General features: G+C 35.8%; 15 protein-coding genes. 9 read left to right on the top strand and 6 right to left on the bottom strand.

The annotated features are described in order from the left end of the window. Positions 1-172 precede the first annotated feature (172 nt). The 8 genes from HIPMA_RS04950 to glgB are packed head-to-tail and all read left to right on the top strand — an operon-like array spanning position 173 to position 13247. Positions 173-2704: a sugar phosphate nucleotidyltransferase gene (locus tag HIPMA_RS04950; RefSeq protein WP_013681970.1), complete on the top strand. Its 2532-nt coding sequence runs from the start codon at positions 173-175 to the stop codon at positions 2702-2704. Beyond that, positions 2697-4691: a glycoside hydrolase family 57 protein gene (locus HIPMA_RS04945; RefSeq protein WP_013681969.1), complete on the top strand. Its 1995-nt coding sequence runs from the start codon at positions 2697-2699 to the stop codon at positions 4689-4691. Before HIPMA_RS04950 ends, HIPMA_RS04945 begins: the two co-directional genes overlap by 8 nt. 15 nt (positions 4692-4706) lie before the next feature. Next, positions 4707-6680: an alpha-amylase/4-alpha-glucanotransferase domain-containing protein gene (locus HIPMA_RS04940; RefSeq protein WP_013681968.1), complete on the top strand. Its 1974-nt coding sequence runs from the start codon at positions 4707-4709 to the stop codon at positions 6678-6680. Beyond that, complete coding sequence (locus HIPMA_RS04935; protein WP_013681967.1) at positions 6673-7707, top strand: galactose-1-phosphate uridylyltransferase; 1035 nt, start codon at positions 6673-6675, stop codon at positions 7705-7707. The genes HIPMA_RS04940 and HIPMA_RS04935 overlap by 8 nt, the downstream gene beginning before the upstream one ends. Continuing rightward, positions 7704-9071 (top strand): glycogen synthase, encoded by a 1368-nt coding sequence (locus HIPMA_RS04930; protein WP_013681966.1) that lies wholly within the window; start codon positions 7704-7706, stop codon positions 9069-9071. Before HIPMA_RS04935 ends, HIPMA_RS04930 begins: the two co-directional genes overlap by 4 nt. After that, entirely contained in the window at positions 9049-9897 is an 849-nt protein-coding gene (locus tag HIPMA_RS04925) for an ROK family protein (RefSeq protein ID WP_013681965.1), read from the top strand. Before HIPMA_RS04930 ends, HIPMA_RS04925 begins: the two co-directional genes overlap by 23 nt. Then, a complete protein-coding gene (locus tag HIPMA_RS04920) occupies positions 9887-11350 on the top strand; it encodes a glycogen synthase (protein ID WP_013681964.1) in 1464 nt (487 codons plus the stop codon). Before HIPMA_RS04925 ends, HIPMA_RS04920 begins: the two co-directional genes overlap by 11 nt. Further along, a complete protein-coding gene (gene glgB / locus HIPMA_RS04915) occupies positions 11343-13247 on the top strand; it encodes a 1,4-alpha-glucan branching protein GlgB (protein ID WP_013681963.1) in 1905 nt (634 codons plus the stop codon). Before HIPMA_RS04920 ends, glgB begins: the two co-directional genes overlap by 8 nt. Here the strand turns inward: glgB and glgP are convergent. Together glgP and HIPMA_RS04905 are read right to left on the bottom strand one after the other, a co-directional pair. Continuing rightward, entirely contained in the window at positions 13175-14878 is a 1704-nt protein-coding gene (gene glgP / locus HIPMA_RS04910) for an alpha-glucan family phosphorylase (RefSeq protein WP_013681962.1), read from the bottom strand. The two genes, glgB and glgP, sit on opposite strands and share 73 nt — an antisense overlap. A 59-nt stretch (positions 14879-14937) precedes the next feature. Further along, positions 14938-15723: a vitamin K epoxide reductase family protein gene (locus HIPMA_RS04905; protein ID WP_169309470.1), complete on the bottom strand. Its 786-nt coding sequence runs from the start codon at positions 15721-15723 to the stop codon at positions 14938-14940. Positions 15724-15912: 189 nt separating this feature from the next. Here HIPMA_RS04905 and HIPMA_RS04900 point away from each other — a divergent pair, with 189 nt between their 5' ends. Continuing rightward, positions 15913-16335 carry an FKBP-type peptidyl-prolyl cis-trans isomerase gene (locus tag HIPMA_RS04900; RefSeq protein WP_013681960.1) on the top strand — a complete coding sequence of 141 codons (423 nt, stop codon included), beginning with the start codon at positions 15913-15915 and terminating at the stop codon, positions 16333-16335. Between the two features lie 26 nt (positions 16336-16361). Here HIPMA_RS04900 and HIPMA_RS04895 read toward each other — a convergent pair whose 3' ends face one another. Genes HIPMA_RS04895 through HIPMA_RS04880 form a run of 4 tightly spaced genes read right to left on the bottom strand, consistent with a single transcriptional unit; the run spans position 16362 to position 23573 of the window. Further along, positions 16362-17522 (bottom strand): sigma-54-dependent transcriptional regulator, encoded by a 1161-nt coding sequence (locus HIPMA_RS04895; protein WP_013681959.1) that lies wholly within the window; start codon positions 17520-17522, stop codon positions 16362-16364. After that, complete coding sequence (locus HIPMA_RS04890; RefSeq protein ID WP_013681958.1) at positions 17515-19935, bottom strand: homocysteine S-methyltransferase family protein; 2421 nt, start codon at positions 19933-19935, stop codon at positions 17515-17517. The genes HIPMA_RS04895 and HIPMA_RS04890 overlap by 8 nt, the downstream gene beginning before the upstream one ends. Beyond that, positions 19936-22764 carry an AsmA-like C-terminal domain-containing protein gene (locus HIPMA_RS04885; protein WP_013681957.1) on the bottom strand — a complete coding sequence of 943 codons (2829 nt, stop codon included), beginning with the start codon at positions 22762-22764 and terminating at the stop codon, positions 19936-19938. Continuing rightward, positions 22761-23573, bottom strand: a complete 813-nt coding sequence (locus HIPMA_RS04880; protein WP_013681956.1) for a DsbA family protein — start codon at positions 23571-23573, stop codon at positions 22761-22763. Before HIPMA_RS04880 ends, HIPMA_RS04885 begins: the two co-directional genes overlap by 4 nt. Positions 23574-23593 lie beyond the last annotated feature (20 nt).

Here is a 23593-nt window from a genome sequence, read left to right as displayed (position 1 = left end):
TAAATGATTTATCTTGAATAATTATATAATTTTTAACATAAAAAGGCAAAATTTTTATTCATTTTAATTGTATCACACACATATAAAACAGAAGTTTTTTTAAATTAACTTGACAAGTAATATAAAAGATGTATTTTGATATTAATACTGGAAAATAAAAGAGGTATGATATATGCAAAAGATGAAAGCCGTTATAATGGCCGGTGGCTTTGGTACTAGAATGCAACCTCTTACCCATTCAACTCCTAAACCTATGCTTCCTATTTTCAACCGGCCAATGATGGAGTATGTGCTTAAAAAAATCATATCCTTAGGGATAAACGATGTTGTAGTTCTTTTGTATTTTAAGCCGGAAGTTATAAGAAACTATTTTAAGGATGGTTCTGATTGGAATGTTAATATTCATTATGTTTTACCCGATGGTGATTATGGAACGGCTGGTGCTGTAAGGCAAGCAAAGGAATTTTTAAATGAGCCTTTTATCGTTCTTAGTGGCGATGTTGTAACTGATTTTAACTTAAGTAATATCTTGAGCTTCCACAAGAAAAAAAGCTCCAAGATAACTATAGGATTAACCTCGGTTGAGAACCCCCTACAGTTTGGAGTTGTAATAACTGATGAAAGTGGCAAAATTGAAAAATTTGTTGAAAAACCTACTTGGGGTGAGGTTATAAGTGATACGATAAATACAGGGATATATGTGATAGAACCTGAGATACTTGACTATATACCGCCAAAGGGCTCTTTTGATTTTGCAAAGGATTTATTTCCTTTGCTTATGAGAGAGGGTATTGAAATAATGGGATATAATTTAGATGGTTATTGGCGTGATGTTGGCAATCCTGATAGTTATAGAAATGTTCATAAGGATATATTTTTAAATAGACTTAATTTTGAGATAGAAGGCAGAGGGATTGAGCAGGCCGAGGGTGAGCTTTATTTAGATGGTGATGCTTTCATTAGTGAAAACGTTAGGATTGTAGAAAAGGCAATGATCGGCGATGGTGCAAGAATAGAAAAAGGTTGCCTTCTGAATAATGTGGTTGTAGGTAAAAATGCTTACATAGGCCCAGACTGTGTTATCAGAAATTCGATAATTTGGGGTAATGTAAAAATAGAGAAAGGCGTTTTTTTGGATAATGCTGTTGTTTGTAACGACGTTGTAATAGGCAAAAATGTTGTAGCAAAAGCCGGGGTTATTTTGGCTGAAGGTGTTGAGGTTGGTCAGTTTAGTGTATTTGAACAGGATGTTGTTGTATGGCCTAATAAAAAGATAGATGCAGCCTCTATTGTAAACAACAATGTTATTTGGGGTAGTAGATATAAGAACACTCTATTTGAGAGCGGTATGATAATAGGAAAAAGCAATGTGGAAATTAGCTGTGATGTTGCCTGTAAAATAGGAGAGGCTTTTGGCTCTCAGCTTCCTGTTGGTTCTAAAGTAATTGTTGGGAGGGATTACGATAGGGCTCCCCGTATGATAAAAAGGGCATTTGTAGGGGGTCTTTTAGCTACAGGCATGCAGGTTATAGATTTAAGGGCTGTTCCCCCAACGGTTTTAAGGTACGCCATAGCATCGGACGATTCCATTATGGGGGGTGTTTATTTCAAAAGAGATCTATCTGATCCTGCCAGTATGGAGATATTGCTCTTTAATGAACATGGATTAAAATTGGAATCCTCAAGTTCAAAGGCCGTTGATAAAGCATTTTTTAAGGAGGAATTTAGAAGAGTTGATCATACACATATAGGTAGAATAACAGATAATGAACTTGTAATAGAAGAAAACTATAGAAACTACTTTGAGAGTATAGAGTCTCTTATTGATAGTAAGGTTATAAACGAGAGTAGACTTAAGGTAGCTTTCGATTTGATGTATGGTATATCTAAGGAGATTGTACCTAAAGTTCTTTCTGATCTTCGGATAGATAACATAATACTCAATGCTCATTTTGATGAGATAAAGCTTTCAAATCTTGATTATTATGAAAAAAAATCCAAAAATGATGTGTCGAATATAGTAAAAGCCTTAGGTTTAGATTTAGGTATTCTTATATATCCGCACGGCCAAAGACGGACAATAATTGATGATAAAGGTAGGGTTTTGGATAGGATGGAAAGTATAAACGTAATGCTTGAGCTTATGGATATAGAAGCTTCTGCAGGAGGCAGAAAGTTCAATGTTCTACTACCTACCTGGTCACCCGATTTAAATGATGGCTATTATAAGCATCTGAATATAAAGAGGGGTAAGTATACAGATTTTACTATAAACGAACTTAAACAATTTGATTTAATATCAAAAGTCGATGGCAACTGTGCTTTTCCGTCGTTTTCACTCTATAGAGATGCATTATTTGCCTCTCTTAAGCTTATGGAGTTACTGGCAAAACATAATGTTAAACTCTCCCAACTTGGAAATGGTATAAATCATTTCTTCTATAAAGAATTTGCTATTCAGTGTCCCCAGCTTAAAAAAGGTAGGGTTATGAAGAAATTTTTAGAAATAGCAAAATCCAAGCGATATTCTACGGTAGATGGTATAAAAATGTGGGAGGATAGTATAAATTGGATATTTGTTATGCCTAATCCATACAAAGAACAGTTAGATGTATGCATTCAAGCAAATGACGAAAAAACAGGAATGGAAATGTTCAAGCATTATTGTGGACTTATAAAGGAATGTATTAAGAGCAATGGCTAAAATATCTTTTTTGTGGCATATGCACCAGCCGTGCTACTTTATGAATGACGGCACATTAAGTATGCCGTGGGTTTTTCTGCATGCAATCAAGGATTACTATGATATGCCATTTTTGGCTGGTGAGTATAACATAAAATCAACATTCAATATAACCCCTACCCTTATAAAACAACTTAGTATTTATGAACAAAAAAAAGAAAAGGCCGACCTATTTTTGGGCTTATGGATGAGAGAGCCTATATATCTTTCTGAAAATGAGAGAAAATTTGTTATTAAAATGTGCAAGAGTCTTCCTTATAGGACAATGGTTAAACCGCTTGAAAGATTTGCGGAGCTTTATGAGCAAAATAATTACACAGATAGCGAGCTTATAGAACTTGAGATATTATTTTTGCTTGCATTCTGCGGAAACTATTTAAGAAAGAACGATAAGGTAGTTTGTGATCTTCTAAGTAAACAAAGGGGTTTTTCTCAAGCAGATAAATACAGGCTAATAGGTAGCCTTTTGGCATTTATTCCAAAGGTTTTAAATATATACAAAGAATTTGCCGAAGAAGGGAAAATTGAGCTTTCAACAACACCTTTCGCTCATCCTATATTACCTCTGCTTTTTGATGCCAATATAGCAAAAGAGGCAGATTCTTCTATAGTTTTACCCAATGGTATAATTTCATTAAAAGACGATGCACAGCTCCATATAATCAAGGCGTTGGAGTTGTTTGAAGGTAAATTTGGCTTTAAACCTGATGGGCTTTGGCCTGCTGAGGGTGCTGTGTGTGAGAATACACTAAAGCTTTATAAGCAGTATGGAATAAAATGGGTTGCAACGGATGAGGATATATTGAAAAAGAGCCTAAATTTGCCAGATAAAAAGGCGATTTATAAAGCCTATGATTATTCGGGTATAAAGGTGGTTTTCAGGGATAAATATTTGAGTGATGGTATAGGTTTTAGATACCACTCTGTAAAAGTTCAGGATGCTATATCGGATTTCTTCAGTGTTGTAGACAAACTCGGCAGTGATGATGTAGCGTTTGTTATATTGGATGGTGAAAACGCTTGGGAATACTATGAAGATAATGGCGAGGGTTTTTTGAGTGAGCTTTACCAAACTTTAAATGAAAAAGGTATAGAGACAGTAAGTGTAGGAGAGACTGAAGTTAATAATGAGCTTTCTTCTCTAAAGCCTGGCTCCTGGATATTTGCAAATTTCAATACTTGGATAGGTGACAAACAAAAAAATAGAGCATGGGAATTACTGTTTAATACTAAGAGGGATTATCTACGCCATAAGAATAAATTAGATAAAAAGACACAAGATGAGATAGACACTTTATTTTTAAAGGCTGAAGCCTCTGATTGGTTTTGGTGGTATGGTAAGGGGCATCATAGTAAGCATGAAGCTGAGTTTGATGAATTATTTAGGGGTAATTTGATAAAGATCTATGAGCTTTTGGATATAGAAGCCCCCGCCATATTGTTTGAACCTATAGCCGATAATGCAACTTTAGAAGCTTTGATATTGGAGCCTAAGAACTTTGTCTATCCTATGGTAGACGGCAAAGTAAGTTCATTCTTCGAGTGGCTGGGTAGCGGCATGATTGATGAGGCTTTAACCTATAGCGTAATAGATACATCGTTAAAACCTATAAAAAAGATATTTTACGGTCAAAACGAAGATTGGGTGTTTTTTAGATTCGATGGTGATGTAGAAAATCTAAAGAGAAAGGGTGTTTTAAGTGTTTACTCAGATGCATTCAAAAAGCCCATAAGGCTTAGGGTTTACAGGGCTGTATTTAGTGACTTTATACAAATAGCAGCCTATGAAATTATTGAGCTTGCTATATCAAAAAGATTAATTAAGGGTGATATTGCTTCGTTTAGATTTGAGTTTGAGATAAATGGTCGAGTAGTTCAGGTTTTACCGGGTCTGAACCAGCTTACTATAAAGCTCAATAGAGATTTTTCCCATAACTGGTTTGTCTAAGAAAGGAGAGTTATTGTGCTTCTATTTGGTTTACACATGCATCAACCTGTAGATAATTTCGATAAGGCAATAGATGAAGCTTGCAAGCTCTGTTATTATCCGTTCTTTAAAACGGTTTCTAAATTTGATAGTTTTAAATTTTCTCTCCATTGCAGTGGTTGGCTTTTAAGCAAACTGAAAAATGATTATACTGAAATTTATTACCTTATAAGCGAGCTAATAGATAGTGGCAGGGTTGAGATATTTAGTGGTGGGTTCTATGAGCCCGTTTTGCCGTCAATACCATCAAAGGATAGGATTGGTCAGATAAAAAGAATGAACGAGTTTATACTAAAGGAATTCAGTAGGCGTCCAAAGGGGTTATGGCTTGCAGAAAGGGTTTGGGATAACTGCATAATACCTGAGATAAAGAAAAGCAAAATCGACTACATTACCGTTGACGATTACCATTTTATTATGGCTGGATTAAAGGATGAGCAACTTGAAGGCTACTATTTAACTGAATTTGATGGTGAAACTTTGGGCGTCTTTCCTATATCAAGGCAGTTGCGCTATGCCCTACCCTTTTTTGAAGCTAAGGAGGCAATTGACTTAATAAAAAGTAAAGATGTTGCCGTTGTGTATGATGATTTAGAAAAGTTTGGTCTGTGGCCTGAGACGTATCAGTGGGTTTATGAAAAAGGGTGGCTTGAGGAGTTTTTAGCGCTTTTGGATGAGCAAAAGGTGGAAACTACTCATTTTTATGAATTTTTTGAAAGTCAAAGACCAAAAGGTCTTATCTATCTTCCAAATGTATCATACGCTGAAATGGGCCAATGGAGTATGTTCTACGATGATGTTCTTACCTCAAAAGCGGCTAAAACTGTTTTAGTTGAGGCTGGGTTTGATTCAGAGAGACTTATAAAGAGCGGGCTGTGGAAGAATTTCTTTGTCAAATATGAGGAATCGAACAGACTGCATAAGAGGATGCTTGAGTTATCAAAACACAGACTATACAGCAGGGTTTATCTGGATAATCTATACAGGCTTCAGACAAACGATGTTTTTTGGCATGGAATATTTGGTGGCCTTTATTTGCCTAATTTAAGGGATAATGCGTATCGGTATCTGATAAACTGTGAGAATCTGAGGTATTCAAAAGACGCCTTAGAGATAGCCGATGTGAATTTAGATGGATATGATGAGGTAAAATGTGTAAAAAGAGATATTATTTTTAGGTTTGATAGTAGGTTTGGTGGTCAGCTTATTGAATTTGACGATAGAAAATCTCAGTTTAATTTTCAAAATGTTATAACACGCAGGAAGGAAGCTTACCATGTTGTTTCTCAAGCAGAAGAGCATGAGGGGGCTATAGATACAATTCATTCAAAAGAGGATAAATTAGATAAAAACCTAAAGGATGTATTATTTTATGATTGGTATGTAAAAAACTCCTTCGTAGACCACATAACTGATGAAGGTTTTAGTTTTGATTCGCTTTTTAAGTGCAGTTTTAAGGAATATGCGGATTTTGCGAATCAGCCATTTGAACTTTCCGCTACACCTGATGCGATAGTTTTTAAAAGGGACGGTGGAATATATGATAATGGAAAATTCAATACCAAGCTTGCAAAAACCTACTACCCAAAGGAAAATGGATTTGGCTTTAAGATTGAACTAAAAACAGAGGCTAAAAAAAGATATATTTATGCTCTTGAGTTAAACCTGCATTTTGCAAGTTTAGAAAGAATAAAGCTCAACTCACAGATGTTTAAGGATGGCTTTAGCGAAAAATTACTCAAGGCTTTCGTTGTAGAAGATGGTTTTACAAAAAAAATACTAAGGTTTAATTTGTCTGAGTTTTTTAAGCTTATCGCCCTGCCTTTGTATACTGTTTCAAAAAGCGAGAAGGGATTTGATTTGACAGTTCAGGGTGTAACATTTGCCGTTTTGGTGGATTTTGTCCAAAACTTAAAACTAACAGGTGAATTTAGGGTGGAAAATGTCTGAGATAAGATACGATGTTATACACGACGAGTATTCTTTAGTAGCTCCAGAGAGATTGCATAGACCGAATTACTATGCAGGTGTGGTTGAGGCAAGGATAGATGAGACGATAGAGGCGTGTCCGTTTTGCGAGGGCAAGGAGTATCTAACTCCACCTGAGATATTTGCAATAAGAAGCAATAAGCCGAACATGCCTGGATGGAAGGTTAGGGTTATACCAAACCTTTATAAAGCTGTCCAAATAGAGACGCCATTTGGTAGTAAGGAGGCTGGATTATATGAGATTCATAATGGTTTTGGTGCTCACGAGGTTATAATAGATACACCACGACATCTACTTAGACTTGATAAGATGAGTAAAGATGAATATTTCAATTGGCTTTATACCCTGAGGTTAAGACTTGCAGATTTGCGCAACGACAAACGTATGGTTTATTTTTCTATATTTAAAAATCACGGATTTTCTGCCTCGGCAACGCAAGTGCACCCTCATACTCAATTAATTGCTTTGCCAGTTGTGCCAAAAAGCAAGCTTAATGATTACAACAGGGCATTTGATTACCATTTAAGAAATAACCGTTCTTTGTTCGATAGCGTAATACAACGAGAATTGAATGAAGCTAAACGAATAATTTATAGTGATGATGAATTTTTAGTATTTGCTCCGTTTGCCTCGAGATTTGCATTTGAGGTATCGATTATAAGTAAACAAAATGGCTTTGTAAGTTTATTGGATTTAAACGATAAAAACTTAAACAATTTGGCTAAACTTCTTTTGAAGATTATGAATTCACTTTATAGGCAGCTTGGTAATTTTGACTTTAACCTCATATTCAATACTCCACCTATGCAAAAAACCTATGCAACGGAAAGGTTTTACGATAGATTACATGAATTCTGGCGTTTTCAGATAAGTATAACACCGAGATTGTTCGGACTTGGTGGGTTTGAGATTGATAGTTGTATTTATATAAACCCCGTTTTGCCTGAAGATGCGGCGGGATTTTTAAGAAGGGGGCTTGAAGAATGAAGGTATTGTTATCTTCGGCTGAGTTATTTGGCTATGCAAAGGCTGGCGGTCTTGCTGATATTGTCTATGGCCTTGCCAAATCTTTAAAGGGTTTAGGGGTTGATGTTTCTATAGTTGTGCCACTCTATGGATTTGCCAAAGACAAGATTTTGGGTGAGGTTATTGATTTAGATGAAAATCTTAAGGTTGTTAGAGAGAAGCTCTACGGTTTAGATGTTTTTTTTGTTAAACATAGCCTATTTGATAGAGATAGTATATACTCAGAAAATGGCAAGGATTATGACGATAACCACCTGCGTTTTGGTCTATTAAGTGAAGCTGTGGCTAAGATTGCTCAAAGCTTTAGTTTTGATATTGTTCATCTGAATGACTGGCATACGGCTTTAGCAGCATATTATTTAAAACAGACCGGTTTTGATGGCAGAATTGCCTTTACTATTCACAACCTCGCCTACCAGGGAGTTTTTGAAGTTGAGCCTGAGATACTTAAGATAGATAGAAAGTATTTTAGCCATGAGTATGCAGAATTCTATGGAAAGCTAAACTTCCTCAAGGTTGGTATTGCCTTCTCTGATAGGGTTGTTTTTGTAAGTTCTGCCTATCTTGATGAGGTATTATCTGGGGAATTTGAGTTTGGACTTAGTGGTTTTATACGCAACCATTCAGAAAAGATTATAGCTATTTTAAACGGTATAGACTATGATGAGTTTAATCCTCAGAAGGATAGATTGATATATAAAGGCTTTTCTAAAGATAACCTAAGGGGTAAATATTTCAACAAGCAGAAGCTCTTGTCCGAATTGGGCTTAAAATCCAATATGCCGCTATTTGCTTTTATAGGTAGATTCACTGAACAGAAGGGTGTTGATTTTTTATATGAGAGTTTGAATGAAATTTTAAAGCTCGATTTAAATTTCGTAGTGCTTGGCGATAGTAGTGTAAATTATAAAGAGATGTTTGAATCTATTAAATCTGATCGGTTTGTGGCTCTGTATGGATATAATGAGCAAGTTGCAAGGAGATTATATGCCGCTTCTGATTTTATAGTTGTGCCTTCTGTTTTTGAACCGTGTGGTTTGGTTCAGTTGATTGCTTTCAGATATGGCTCTATTCCCGTAGTACATTCCGTAGGTGGCCTTAAACAAACAGTGCATCCTATAGATTCAAATACATGTGGAGTGGGTTTTGTGTATGAAAACCAAACAAAAGAGGAGCTTTTGGATAGCTTAGAAGAAGCGATAAGGCTTTATAAAGATAAAGGAAGACTAAGCAAGATAAGAAAATTTAATATGGGATGCGATTTTGGCGTAATTAGGACAGCAAAAGAATATATGAGCCTATATGAAGAATTACTTGGCCGTTGATATAGGCGGTAGCTATATCCGATATATTGCAGTTATTGAAGAGGATGAGTTTAGAGGCAAGGCAATTACAAAAAATATAGATATAGTTAGTTTTTTGTCGGTATTGATAGAAAGATATGGCATAGAAAAGATGGTCGTATCGCTTGCAGGACAGGTTTTTGATGGTTTTATCATTGCATCACCCAATGTAGATATAACAAACAGTTTTGATTTTAGCGGTTATTTTCGCTCCAAATACAACATAGAGGTTATGCTTGAGAATGATTTAAATTGTGCTGCCGTTGCCGAGGCGGGTTATTTTGATGCAGAAAATATTGCCGTTGTTTATTCTGGTAGCGGTATAGGAGCAGGTGTTGTTGATAATGGTAAGATCATAAGGGGTTTTAGAAACTTGGCTTTGGAGCTTGGGCATATACCATACAAGAAAGCCCCGTTTAGATGCGGATGTGGCAAGAATAACTGTTTAGAGCTTTTTGCATCATCAAGCGGCATAAAAAAATGGTTAAAACTCAAAGGTGCCGATGAGGGCTTTACACTTAATGAGATATCCTTAGACCCTGAGCTGAAATGGATAGCAGATCAATACAAAGAAGCTTTAGTTTTTGGTGTTTCTGTTGTTATAACGCTATTCAATCCAGAGGTTGTTGTTCTTGGTGGGGGAATTATAAAATCTAATGAATGGCTTTTGAATTATGTGAAACAAAAGCTGCCAGAGTTTGCACTCAATGTTAGTCTTGAAGGTGTTAATATAGAGATATCCCAGCTTGAGGATGGTTCACTTGAGGGTGCAAGAATCTTAGCTGAAGGTAGATTCGATGAGTCTTAATGTTTTGTTTGTTGTAAGTGAGGTTGAGGGCTTTGCAAAGACCGGTGGCCTTGCCGATGTAGGCTATGCTTTACCTAAGGCTTTAGCTGAAATTGGTCATAATGTCGTTGTTGTTATGCCGCGATATTATGTGATAGATAAAAACACTTTAGAGCACATACCAATAAGCTCCGATGTATTGCTTGGAGAAAGTACTTTAAGGTTTGGTGCTTTTAAGTCTAAACTTTTAGATAGTGATGTGGATATATATTTTGTAGATTATGAGGCATTCTTTGGTAGGAAAGGTCTGTATGATGATGGTTTTGTAGCCTATCATGACAATGCTGAGCGGTTCATATTCTTCTCAAAAGCGGCTCTTGAGCTTTCAAAGTCTATAGGTTTTAAGCCCGATATAGTTCACTTGAATGATTGGCAGACAGCCGCTGCAGGTGTTGTGTTGAGGCATGACGATTACTTTAGGGATTCTGCTGTTGTCTTAACGATACACAACCTGCAACATCAGGGCTTTTTTGATAAGCAGAAGTTTGGTCTTTTGAATGTTGATTGGAGTCATTTCAATCCGTTTGAGTTTGAGGCCTTAGGGGGATTGAATCTTCTAAAAGGCGGAATAGCTTTGGCCGATGCTATAACAACTGTAAGTAAAAAATATTCGCAGGAGATACAAACTCCACAGTTTGGTTTTGGTCTGCATGAGCATATAAAAGCCCACAGCTTTAAGCTCTTTGGGATTTTAAACGGCGTTGATTACAAACAATGGAATCCAAAAACAGACAGATTCATAAAGTCAAATTACGATATTGATTCCTTAGAAAACAAACAGAGATGCAAAGAGGAGTTAGTGTCTATATTCAACTTAAGTTTAAATGATAATACGCCTTTAATTGGTTTTATTGGTAGATTGGTGAAGCAGAAGGGAATAGAATTGCTTGCTGCATCTATAGAGGATGTGCTTAAAAGGTTGGATGTAGGTTTTGTTTTGCTTGGGGCTGGTGAGTTATGGGCTGAACAGTTTTTTAGTAATATTGCAGCAAGGTTTAGGGATAGATTTGGCTGTTTTATCGGTTATTCGTATGAGCTTGCCCATAAGATTGAGGCTGGTTGCGATATGTTTTTAATGCCATCCCTTTTTGAACCGTGTGGCTTGAACCAGATTTATTCGCTGAGATATGCAACACTTCCTATTGTTAGAGCTGTGGGTGGGCTTGATGATACGGTAAAAAACTACGATACGAAAACAGGTGAAGGTTGGGGGTTTAAATTTTGGGATGCCACACCTAAGGCTTTGTTTGATACGGTAAAATGGGCGATAAGTGTTTTTAAAGAGAATAAAAAAGACTTTACAGCCATGCAAAAAAGAGCAATGCAGCTTAGATTTGATTGGAAAAACTCAGCCAAAAACTATGTTGATGTGTATTCTTGGGCTAGAATATATAAAAGGTTGAAAAATGGATAGCCTATCATTGCTTAGCGATTACGATGTGTATTTATTTAAAGAGGGAACGCATACCAAGATATACGAAAAATTGGGATGTCACTTGTTTAAAAATGGTGCATATTTTGCCGTATGGGCTCCAAATGCTAAATATGTAAGTGTTGTAGGGGATTTTAATGGCTACAATAAAGATAAAGATCCACTTGTTTTAAGGGATGACGGCTCTGGAATATGGGAGGGTTTTGTAAGTGGTGTAAAGAAAGGGCAAACCTATAAGTTTTATATAGCTTCTAAATTTGGTGGTGAGTTTCTAAAAGCCGACCCTGTAGCCTTCTACTATGAAACACCACCAAAATCTGCCTCCGTTGTCTGGAGCCTTGAGTATGTTTGGCATGATAGTGAGTGGATGAAAAATAGAGCATCAAAAAATAGATTTGATTCTCCAATTTCGATATATGAGGTTCATTTAGGCTCTTTTATGCGCAAGGTTGAAGAAAATAACAGGTGGCTCACATATAAAGAGCTGGCAGATAAGCTTTTATGTTATGTTAAGGATATGGGTTTTACCCATATTGAACTTCTGCCTATAACGGAACACCCCTTTGACGGCTCATGGGGATATCAAACCATAGGCTATTTCGCTCCTACATCACGGTACGGTACTCCTCAAGATTTTATGGAATTTGTTGATATTATGCATCAGGGGGGTGTAGGTGTAATTTTGGATTGGGTTCCATCACATTTTGCTACCGACGGACATGGGTTGTTGAATTTTGATGGAACTTGCCTTTATGAGCATAAAGACCCAAGGCTTGGTTATCATCCACAGTGGAGAAGCGCCATATTCAACTACGGACGTAATGAGGTTAGAGAATTCCTTATAAGTAGTGCAGTATTTTGGCTTGAAAAATATCATATAGATGGGTTAAGGGTTGATGGCGTTGCAAGCATGCTATACAGGGATTTTGCAAGAAAAGACGGGGAATGGATACCTAATAAATACGGTGGCAGGGAAAACCTTGAAGCCATAGACTTTCTAAAACAGCTAAATAAAACGGTCTATTCTATGTTTGATGGGGTTATGAGTATAGCTGAGGAGTCAACATCTTTTCCTAAGGTTAGCTGGCCAGTACATGAGGGCGGTCTGGGTTTTGGTTTTAAATGGAATATGGGATGGATGCATGATACATTGAAGTATTTCAAAACCGATCCTCTATTTAGGCAACATCACCACAATGAGTTAACCTTTAGTATTTGGTATGCCTTCAGTGAAAATTTCATACTGCCTTTAAGCCATGATGAAGTGGTTCATATGAAGGGCTCTTTAGTTAATAAAATGCCTGGCGGGTATGATGAAAAGTTTGCAAACCTAAGGGCACTGTTTGCCTATATGATGTCCCATCCAGGCAAAAAACTGTTATTTATGGGTGGTGAGTTTGCCCAGTTTAGCGAGTGGGACTATGCCCGAAGTTTGGATTGGCATCTGCTTGACTATCCACACCACAAAGGGGTTCAAAACCTAATAAAGGATTTGAATGCTATCTATAAAAACAACCCAGCTTTTTGGAAATACGATAACGAGAATAAGGGTTTTGAATGGATTGATGTAAACAACGCCCCTCAAAACATTATAGCTTTTTTAAGAAAAGCTGACAAAAACGAGCAAATCGTTGCTGTAATTGGTAATTTTTCGGGGAGGGTATGGAATAATTATCCCTTAAGGTTGCCCTTTGGTGGTGAGTGGGTTGAGATATTTAACAGTCAAGATGAAAAATATAACGGTTTGGGTAAAAAAAGACCTATGCATTACAAAGCTCAACTCTGCAGCGATTGTTCTAATTTTAATTACTTCATATCTGTGGATTTGCTACCTTTGAGCGTTTCATTTTTTGTGTCAGAATCTAACCCAAACTTATAGAGCTTCTCATAGTATTCATCCACCATTCTTGATGAATCGAAGTATGCCATAACATCTGTCATGCTAGTTTTTACTATACTAATCCACTGCTTTTCGTCGTTGTAATACATGGGTAGAATAATATTTTCCAATTTTTCCATCATACTTAAGTAGTCCTGCCTATCTTGCTCTGCTATAGGTAGTTTTGGATCTGCATGGAATATGGTAAAGCAGTTTATTCCATCTTTTTGAAACTCAGCATGCCAACCATCGTCCACAGAAAAGTGAATAGCGGCATTTGCTGCAGCTGTCATTCCACTTGTTCCACTGGCTTCCCTACCCCACCTTGGTGTATTTAACCAGATATCGGCACCCTGTTTTAAGAGTTTTGACAGTTTTAGCTCATACCCTGTAAGGACGGCAACATTTTTGAACTCTTTACTCATCATAACTATCTCGTTGAACATGCTTATACCCCTGTAATCATTTGGATGGGGTTTGCCTGCCCAGATTATCTGAATAGGATAATCCTTGCTGTTTACAAGTTTTCTAAATCTCTCCATGTCGTATATCAAAAGCCATGGCCGTTTGTATTCAACAAATCTGCGTGCCCATACAAGGGTTAGGGTGTTAGGGTCGAATATCTTACCTGTCTGGTCTGCCACCTCCTCAAAAAGAACATGCTTTAGATGTTTTTTGTATGCTATTAGTTGGTAGTCTTCATGTTCTTGGAGGTATGTAAGTAGGTGTTTATCTGCCCAGTAGTGCATGTTTTGGGCATTTGTTATGCTAACTATCTCACATCTGTCCTTAATAAATGACCACATTTTATTAGAAACTCCGTGGTGTATTTTTGATACTGCATTTGCTCTCTTTGAAAGCTTCAATGCTGCTACGGTTAAGGAGAAGTTTTTGTCGTGGTAGTTGAGTTTGTTTTGAATGTGTTTAGCATCCAACTCGCCAAAAAACCCCATATCGCTTAGAAGATTTATATCATGTTCTTCATTACCTGCCTTTTCTGGCGTGTGGGTTGTGAAGACTATGTGTTTTTTTAGTTCTTCTAAATCAGGATAGTCTTTCATTAACTCGAAAGCCAGAGGTAGAGCATGGCCTTCATTTAAATGGTATACATCTATATCTATACCGAGTTTCTTTAAAACCCTAACCCCGCCTATACCCAAAATAATTTCTTGGGCTATTCGTGTTTGCTCATTTGCATCGTAAAGCTTATAGCTTATTGTTCTTGATAGAAAGTCGTTTTCTAATGTATCGGTTGTAAGCAAAAGTATAGGAGCTGTTTCGAATATATTTCCTGGGAGGAGATAGGCTTTCACGGTAATGGGTTTTCCGCTTATATTGACCTTTACTCTCGTGCCTGTATCTTCTATGAAATAGTAGAATTTTCTTCTAAACTCGACTTTCATTGTATTATCTTCATTTCTGGTTTGATCATAATAACCGAAGCTCCAAAGCATTCCTACGCCTATTGTTGCTTGCTTTTTATGGTTGGCACTTCTCATATGGGAGCCTGCTAAGAAGCCCAAGCCTCCGGAGTATGTTTTTAGTGCCTGATCAATTGCAAATTCCATAGAAAAATATGCAACCCTTGTAGAATATTTTTCATCTATCATGTAAAGGAACAGATTGTTCATTTGTTAACCTCCATTTTTATTCTATAAATAATATTGCCTAATAAATTCTGCGTCAAGGATTATTTACACTCTTTGTCTATAGTGCAGGCGTTTTCTGATGGTAAAGTGTAATTAAAGGGAGTTTGGTAGTTATTTTTCTCCTTTTTGGTGTTTAGCTTTAAGTAGTTCTCTATCTCTTTATCTCCGATTATCATCTCAAGTTTAGTTTTCTTTTTTACTATGAGTACAGGTATTTTATCAATACCTAGGCTTTTTAGAATAATTGCATATTTTTCAATGGGTAGGAATTTTACTTTCATGTTTTTTTGTTGAATTTCTTTTATGATTTTTTCACAGTGAGGGCAACTATTTGAATATAGTAGAGCCTTGTTTCTTAGCGGAATGGTTTCTATTTGTTGCGATGGGAGAATCATCCAGGTCAAACCTAATACTATAAGAAATGAGGCAAAACCTGCCCATATTTGTGGCTTTTTTTGAGTTAGCCTTAAGAGTGAGAGAATAACTATTGTTATAAAAATGCCAAAACAAAAATAACATATCTTATGGATTCTGAAGAGTTGATATCCAACAAGGAAACCCTCAGCTGCAAGGGCTGCATTTAGCATTAGGTCTATAATGTTACTAATTTTTGGATTTTTCTCCTCTATAGATGATGAAACAAGCAATACAAAAAAGAATATGCATCCAATAATTAGTATGCTAATTTCACCATATCTAACGTGTTTTGCCACAAGTGCACAACCTTGAGAGTGGCAAATAGAAGAGTTTGTGAATATTCTTAGAGATATTTCAATTATTGTAGTTAAAAGTCCTGCCGCTACTATTCCTTTGAATAAGTTTTTCATTGAAGCCATTGTTTTTATACCTTATCCTTTGTTTTCTAAATTCCCTTTGCTAAAATTTTTAGTAAAGTTAGTAATTCATATAATATTATAATTTATTAATTCATTAAATCAACAAGTTTAATTTTTTCTTGCTTTTTACCTACTTTTATGAGATAATTCCAAACTTTTATGTTTTTTGGAGGATTTTTGATGAAGGTTGAGACTGGTAAGACAGTGCAAATGCACTATGTCGGAAAGCTTGAGGATGGTACAATTTTTGACTCAAGCGAAAACAGGGAGCCATTGAGCTTTGTATTTGGAGAGGGAAGCATTATTCCTGCTTTGGAGACCGAATTAGAAGGCATGGAAGAAGGGCAGAAAAAAACGGTTAAAGTAAAAGCTGATGATGCTTACGGTCAAAGAGATCCAAATGCTATCCAGAGTGTGCCAAGAAGTCAATTGCCGGAGAATATAGAGCCAAAGGTTGGCATGCAGTTATTAGCTCAAATGCAAAACGGCAATATCCCTGTAACCATTGTAGAGGTTGACGAGGAGAATGTCGTAATAGATTTTAACCATCCCTTGGCCGGCAAAGACCTTATATTTGACGTGGAAATTGTAAAAGTAAGCTAATTTTTTTGGGCGGGGTTGACCCTGCCCTATCCCAAATTGTGTAAAAAAATCTCATCTTTGGTGATGTAATTCTTTTCAGTAAGAACCACAGCTCTCTCAATTACATTTTGTAATTCCCTTATATTTCCGGGCCAGGGATAGTTTATGAGGATTTCTATAGCATCTTCCTTAATACCTATTACATTTTTGTTAAACTGATTCGAGAATTTTCTTATAAAAAAGTTTATTAACTCCGGTATTTCCTCTTTTCTCTGCCTTAGAGGTGGTATTTTTATGGGGAATACGCTAATGCGGTAGTAGAGATCTTCTCTAAAATTGCCGTTTTTTACCTCTTCTTCTATATCTCTATTTGTTGTACATATGATTCTGACATCAACTTTTATAGGTGTTGTTGAGCCAATTCTATCTATAGTCTTTTCTTGAATTACTCTTAATAGTTTTGCCTGCAATTCAAGTGGCATTTCGCTTATTTCATCAAGAAGTATCGTACCCCTGTTTGCTTGTTCGAATTTGCCGGGGTGGGATTTAGCAGCTCCGCTAAATGCTCCTTTTTCATAACCAAACATCTCGCTCTCCAGTAGATTTTGAGGGATTGCGGCGCAATTTACAGCTATAAAATTCCCTTTCGCTCTGCTGCTTATTGAGTGTATGTATCGTGCAAGCACCTCTTTCCCTGTGCCGCTCTCACCAATTAGAAGTACTGTTGCATCCGTTTGGGCTACCTTTTGGGCTAATGTTATAATATTTTCCATGGATTTGCTTTTGAATACAAAATGATCTAAACCTTTTTGTTGTGTAGGGTTTTTTTGTATTGATTGTTTTATTGATGTATGTGATATTGCCATCTCTATAATCTTTTTTAAAGCATCTTGGGAGAATGGTTTTAATATAAAATCGAATGCCCCAAGCTTCATTGCTTCTACAGCTGTTTTTATGTCCCCAAATGCTGTTATCATAACAAATGGTATGTGAGGTTTTATATTTTTTACCTCTTTTAAAAACTCAACACCGTCCATCTTAGGCATTTTGAGGTCGCTTAAGATAAAATCAAACTCGTTTTTCTTTAACAATTTCAAAGCCTCTTTTGCATCTTTTGCTAATGTTGGATTGTATCCTAAATGGTCAAGCGTAGCCTTTAAGGCAACTCTCATTTGTTCATCGTCATCAACAACCAGAATCTTATACATTTTCCTTCGCCAACCTCACCGCCTCTATTGCATCCTTTGCATACATATCAGCACCAATTTTTTTGGCAAATTCCTCGGTAACAGCGGCTCCACCCACCATTATCTTAACGTTTAAGCCTTTCATTTTTATCTCATCTATTACATTTTTCATGTTTATCATGGTAGTTGTCATTAATGCCGATAAACCAACCGCATCGGCGTGATATTCTTCTATAGCCTTTAGAATCGTTTCATCGTCTACATTTTTACCTAAATCCACAACCTCAAAACCGTTTGTCTCAAGCAGAAGTGATACGATATTTTTCCCTATATCGTGAATGTCTCCCTTCACCGTTGCCATTACTATGGTTTTCCCTGTTTTTTGTTTTGTTGCTTTTTTCTTTATTATCTCTTTCAGTATATTAAAAGCTTTTTTCATTGCATTTGCCGATTTTATCATCTGTGGTAGAAAATATATGCCTTTATCGTACAATTTGCCTACCGCATCGAGAGCGGGTATTAATATCTCGTTACTTATTTTCAACGGTTCTTTATTTTTTAGAGCTTGTTTTGTTAGTAATTCTATCTCTTCTTCGTTGCCTTCAATAACGCACATAAACAGTTTATCTTCCAGTGTCCCTTTATCAAAAGGGGATTTTATGAGTTCTAATTTTGCGTTGTCTGTGGTTTTGTTTTTAAGAGTTATGTCGCTTGAGTTATTTATATAAATTGAAGAATCTTTGTCTCTGTCAACTATCAAATCGCTTGCATATTTTATTTGCCACAAGAGTTCGTCGTAGGGGTTAACGATAGCGCTATCCAATCCGTTGTATATAGCCATTGCCATAAAGGATGAGTTGATAAGTTTTCTGTTGGGTAAGCCAAATGATACATTGCTTAAACCCAAAATGGTGGTTATTCCGTATTTTTCTTTGATGAGTTTTATTGCACGGAGGGTCTCTAATGCACGTTTTTTGTCGCTGCCTATAGTTAAAGCCAACGCATCGGCTACTATATCTTCTTCTTTTATGCCAAGTTCTTTGGCATTTTTGACTATTTTATCCAGTATTTTAAGCCTATCTTCAGCTGTCTCTGGAATGCCTGTCTCATCAAGTAGAAGCGCCAGAATAGCTGCACCGTATTTTTTAGCAAGCGGCAAAATTGCCTCCATGCTTTCTTGTGAGCCATTTACGGAATTTATCAACACTTTTCCATCTGCAGCCTTTAGGCCAGCCTCTAACGCCTCTATGTTTGACGAGTCTATAACCAAAGGCACAGAGACCACACTTTCTACGGCTAATACACACTTTTTCATCGTGGTTGGCTCATCTATCATTGGAACACCTACATTTATATCCAGCACCATTGCTCCATGTTCGACCTGCTCTATCGCTTCTTTTCTATATAAGCCTGTCTTGCCCTCCTTAAGTTGTTCTTTTAGGTGTTTCTTTCCTGTTGGATTTAGTCTTTCGCCTATGAATACAACAGGTCTTGAATACCCAATCTCTACCATTTGGCTTCTGCTTGTTAAAACGGTGGCTTTTTGTATCGTTCTTTTTTTGACCGGTTTGCCTTTTAGCTTTTCAGCAAGAAGCTTTATATGTTCTGGTCCTGTACCACAACAACCAGCAACTATTGCAGCATACTCTTTAAAATCATTTGCATAGCTTGCAAACTCTTCGGCTCCCACAGGAAATATGGTTTTACCATTCACAAGTCTTGGTATGCCAGCGTTTGGTTGTATTATTAGGGGTTTATCTGTAACTTGTGCCATTTTCTTGACAAATTCATTTAGCAAGTCTGGTCCAACAGAGCAATTTGCACCGATAACATCCACCTCCATGGGCTCTATAGTTTTTGCAAACACCTCAGGGGATGTCCCAAGGATAGTTCTTCCATCTTCTGCGAAGGTCATCATGGCTATTATTGGTTTGTCTGTTATTTCTCTTATGGCTATTATTGCTGCTTTTAATTCCTTTATATCCATGAAGGTTTCTAAAGAGAATAAGTCTACGTCTGCATCAACGGCAGGTCGGACTTGTTTTTTAAATATATCTTTTATGTAGTCAAAGTTTTCCTCACCCACAGGCTCTATAAATTTACCGGTAGGCCCTATGGAGAGCGAGACAAATCCTTTATCTTTAACAACCTCTTTTGCGATCCTTACGGCTTCATAATTTATCTGGTAAACTTTATCTTGTAGATTAAATTCTTCAAGTTTGATTGGATTTGCTCCAAATGTATTTGTTACTATTATATCTGCTCCAGCATCTAGGTATGTTTTGTGTATTTCACCTATTTCTTTAGGATGCGTTACGTTTAAGTAGTCAGGGCAGGAACCTGTTTTTAGGATACCTTTCTCTTGAAGCTGGGTGCCCATAGCACCGTCAAGTATTAAAATCTTTCTGCCAAGCTCTTCTCTAAAATTTCTCATCTACTTCACCCCAAAAATGCTCAAAGGCAACATGAGCGTTCTTTTTACTACCCCCAACACCCCTTTAGCTAAACTTTTAAAGGGTACGGGCTTTATTGAGGGATTATTTATATCTCCTTTTACATGAAAACTCAAGCCCGTAAAGCTTTCTTCTTTCCCTCCCAATATCCATCCAACTACAGGAATCTTTGATATAACTTTATTTACTGTTGAGAGGGTTACAAATGTTATATAGGCATCTATCTGTTTTTTTAGTAGTTTGTATTTGCCATAGCCAAAAATCTCTATATCACCATCAAGTATTACAGGATTTGAATCTTTTGCTAAAAGTTCACCTTTATACAAAAATAAGTTGCCTTTTATGAATTTGTAGTTGATTTTGTTAGATACATTTATCTTTGTAGTTAAACTCTTAAAGGGGTTTAGTATGATATTGAACAAGCTTAAGGATGATGAGCCGTTTTCTATGCATCCATTTAGAGAAGTGAAGTTTATACTTCCATGAAGCGTTTCTATGCCTATTTTATTGCTACTTGGTGATGTAAGTTGGGCTGTAAGGTTTAGTGTTGCATTTTTTGTTTTGCATTGAGTTAATAACCCCCAAACTGCTCTATCTGTTATTTTTATATTTAGGTGCCTGTTTTTAAAAATAGCCTTTATTTTGGTTGGCAGGCTTGATAGCTCTATCTCAAATCCATTTTTCTGTAGAATTGAGTTTAATGTTGTTGCTCCTACCTTAGTCTTGTTTTTGCCGTTCTTTAGCGTAAGATTTAAAATGTTTATCTTTAGTTTTAATAAAATATTTGGTAGTGTTACCATCAGTTTGTGGTTATTTTTTTTCTTTGTTTTTATATTTGCCAAATCAAGTGTAAAATTATCTGCAAATAGCTTTATCAATCCACCTTTTTTGTTTATATCAAATTGCCCATAGGCCAAAACTTGGTTATTTAGCATATCAAAGGAGCAACTACTTATAGTTATGCTGCTTTTATTCATTGTTATCCTTGCCGACATATTGGTTATAAAACTATATCCGCCATTGTTTATAGACAACTCTCCGCCTTCTATAGTAAATTTGCCATTTTTGTGGGTTAGCTTAATTTTTCCATTAATTATACCCCTTATATTAGGTATTTTTTCAAAAAACGGTGTTATTGAGTTTAGATTGACTTTTTTAAATGTAACTGCTACATCTGATGTAGTTAGACTTTTCATATTAACATTACCACTAAAAGATATATTTCCTATACTGAATAGATTTAATTTATTTATATAGAGTACGGGTCTTTTAAATTTTCCTTCTGCTGATAGGTTTAGAGGTACTTTATTTATGGTAGATTTTGTTTTTATAGTTGTTTTAAAATTGAAGTTATCAAAAGCACCATTAATAACGGCTTTAATGTTTGCCTTTTTTATATTCAGTTGAGATTTTTTATGAATTACTTGAAAAACAAAGAAGTTTAAATCGTTTTTTGCTATATTTAGGTTAAATTTTCCATTGAATGATAGCTTTGGATTGAGTGTTAGTGTAAAATCCTTCGTATATAAAGTAGATAAATGGGTTTGTGCGTTAAAGTTTTTGAATCTTAAAAACAACTTTTTCACAAGACCGTTTTTTGTAATTCTTTTTATCTGTAAAAAACCATTGGTTTTAACCCATCCTCCGGGTATATTGGAATTTTCAAGCTCTACACTTTTGGAATATAGCTTTATATCAAAATCAAAATATGGTTTTGGTTTTCTTTTGTATTCATATATGTCAATATCTGCGTTTACCATACCTTTTAAGTTTTTGGTTTTTCCAAGGACTTTTAAATCATTCTCAGGAAATATATTTTCCTCTAAAAATACTCTTACGTATTCATTTGCATTACCGTTGAAATGGAGGTGCATTTCCATGGGGTAACCTTTCTTTCTGTATACAATAAATTCGGAATTACTTGTTTTTATTTGCTCAAACCTTCCCTCTGCGATAGCCTTTATTTTGTCTTCATATATTTTTACCTTTGCTTTTTTTACATAAAAATTTGAGCTTTTTAGGTCTATTCTGAAAATGGCCTGCTTTATACTTAATTCTCCTGATTTTACTACCCTAAGACTATTAGGTTTTCCTTGTAGTTTTAGATCGTCTATCTTTACCAAGCCGCTAAATATATAGGGTCTTAATTGAGCCTTAAGAAATTTTCTTAAACTTGATACATCTATAAATGGAGTTTTTAGTTTAGCATCAATTTGTGATTCTTTTAAATCTTTTTTGTTGGGTCTTATAGTTGCCCTTATATAAAAACCAGCACAACTTAGCATTTTTAGGCTTATATAGTCTAATTCATCATTAAAAACAGCTTTTATTTTTATTTTTTTGAGATTTAGAAATGGTGTGTTTATAGCGTTAGATAATAGTTTTATGTGTATTTTCTTGCCTATAAACAGCTCTATGTTGGGTTTTTCTAAAAAAACTTTGGTGTTCTCATGTTTTATAGCTACAGAGCTTATGTGCAAACTTCCCGCATAATTACCATAGAAAAGCTTTGATAATATTGCTTTTGGTATGGAGATTTTATCATTGATTTGTGATGCTTCTGCGTGTAACTTTTTGTGTTTAAAACTAACTCTCTTTATAGTTATAATTATGTCTGGGAAGCTTTTTTTTATAGATAATCCATAAATTTTAAGCAAGTTGCCATTTTTTGATAAAGTCTTGGTTTCTTTGTAGATAAGATTTGAAATAAAAGCAGCATCGATCTTATTCCAGACTACGACCGATGCTGCAGCTGTCATTAATGCTATAGTTAACAAAAACGGTGCAAAGTATTTTAGAATTCTTTTCATTTAATGTATTGGTCTATATTTGAAAGCCCTACTATTACATAACCTTTCTCTTTGGATTTTGGTATGACAATGCCGGGCGTACCCTGAATGCCGTTTTTGAATGCTGATTGAGTTATTTTATCCATTACGGATGAGTATTTCTTTAGGAGTTTATCCACGTTCTTTGTTTGTTTAACCATTTTCTTTACATTGGAAAAACTTGCATTTTCTATTTTATCTATAGCTGCTTTTAGTCCTTCTTTTTCTTCAATATCCAAAAATATGGCACTTGCCTTTTTAGCTTCTTCTCCGTGTACATTAAATGGCAGTATAAAAAGCTTTATTTTCCCTTCCTTGGCTAATTTTACCAAATTACTCAACTCTCTTTTGCAGAATGGACATAGCGGGTCACTAAATAGGTAAACCGTCGTTTTGCCGTTGCCGTAAGATTTAAGAATATTCCTCGGAAGTGAGCCTATAAGGTCGTTAAACCATTTTATATTGGTTTGCACCCTTTCCATCAGCTTATCAGGTGTTGCCCTTCTTAGTTGGCCATTCTGTAGTTTAAGGACAACCGGTATAATAGTTTTTTTATCCTTTGATATCCAAAGATAGCGGTGATAGATTGTTCCAGTTTTTTTGTTTTCAATGCCTACATTTACTTGATCAAATCCATTTAGAATACTCTTTTTCTCGACTTGTGCAGTGTAGTTTATTTTTGATGGGATGATTTTCTTTAAAACATCATCATATTTTGTTGCCGCAAGTGCATAGTTTGAGCCGATTAATAATATTGATGTTCCCAGGATGAGTTTTTTAAAATTTTTCATATTAAACACCTCCGATACGG

Origin of the sequence: Hippea maritima DSM 10411 (genome assembly GCF_000194135.1) — a bacterium.
Classification (GTDB): Bacteria; Campylobacterota_A; Desulfurellia; order Desulfurellales; family Hippeaceae; genus Hippea; species Hippea maritima.
Note: the sequence above shows the minus strand (reverse complement) of the source record. Positions and strands in the feature narration are given on the sequence as shown.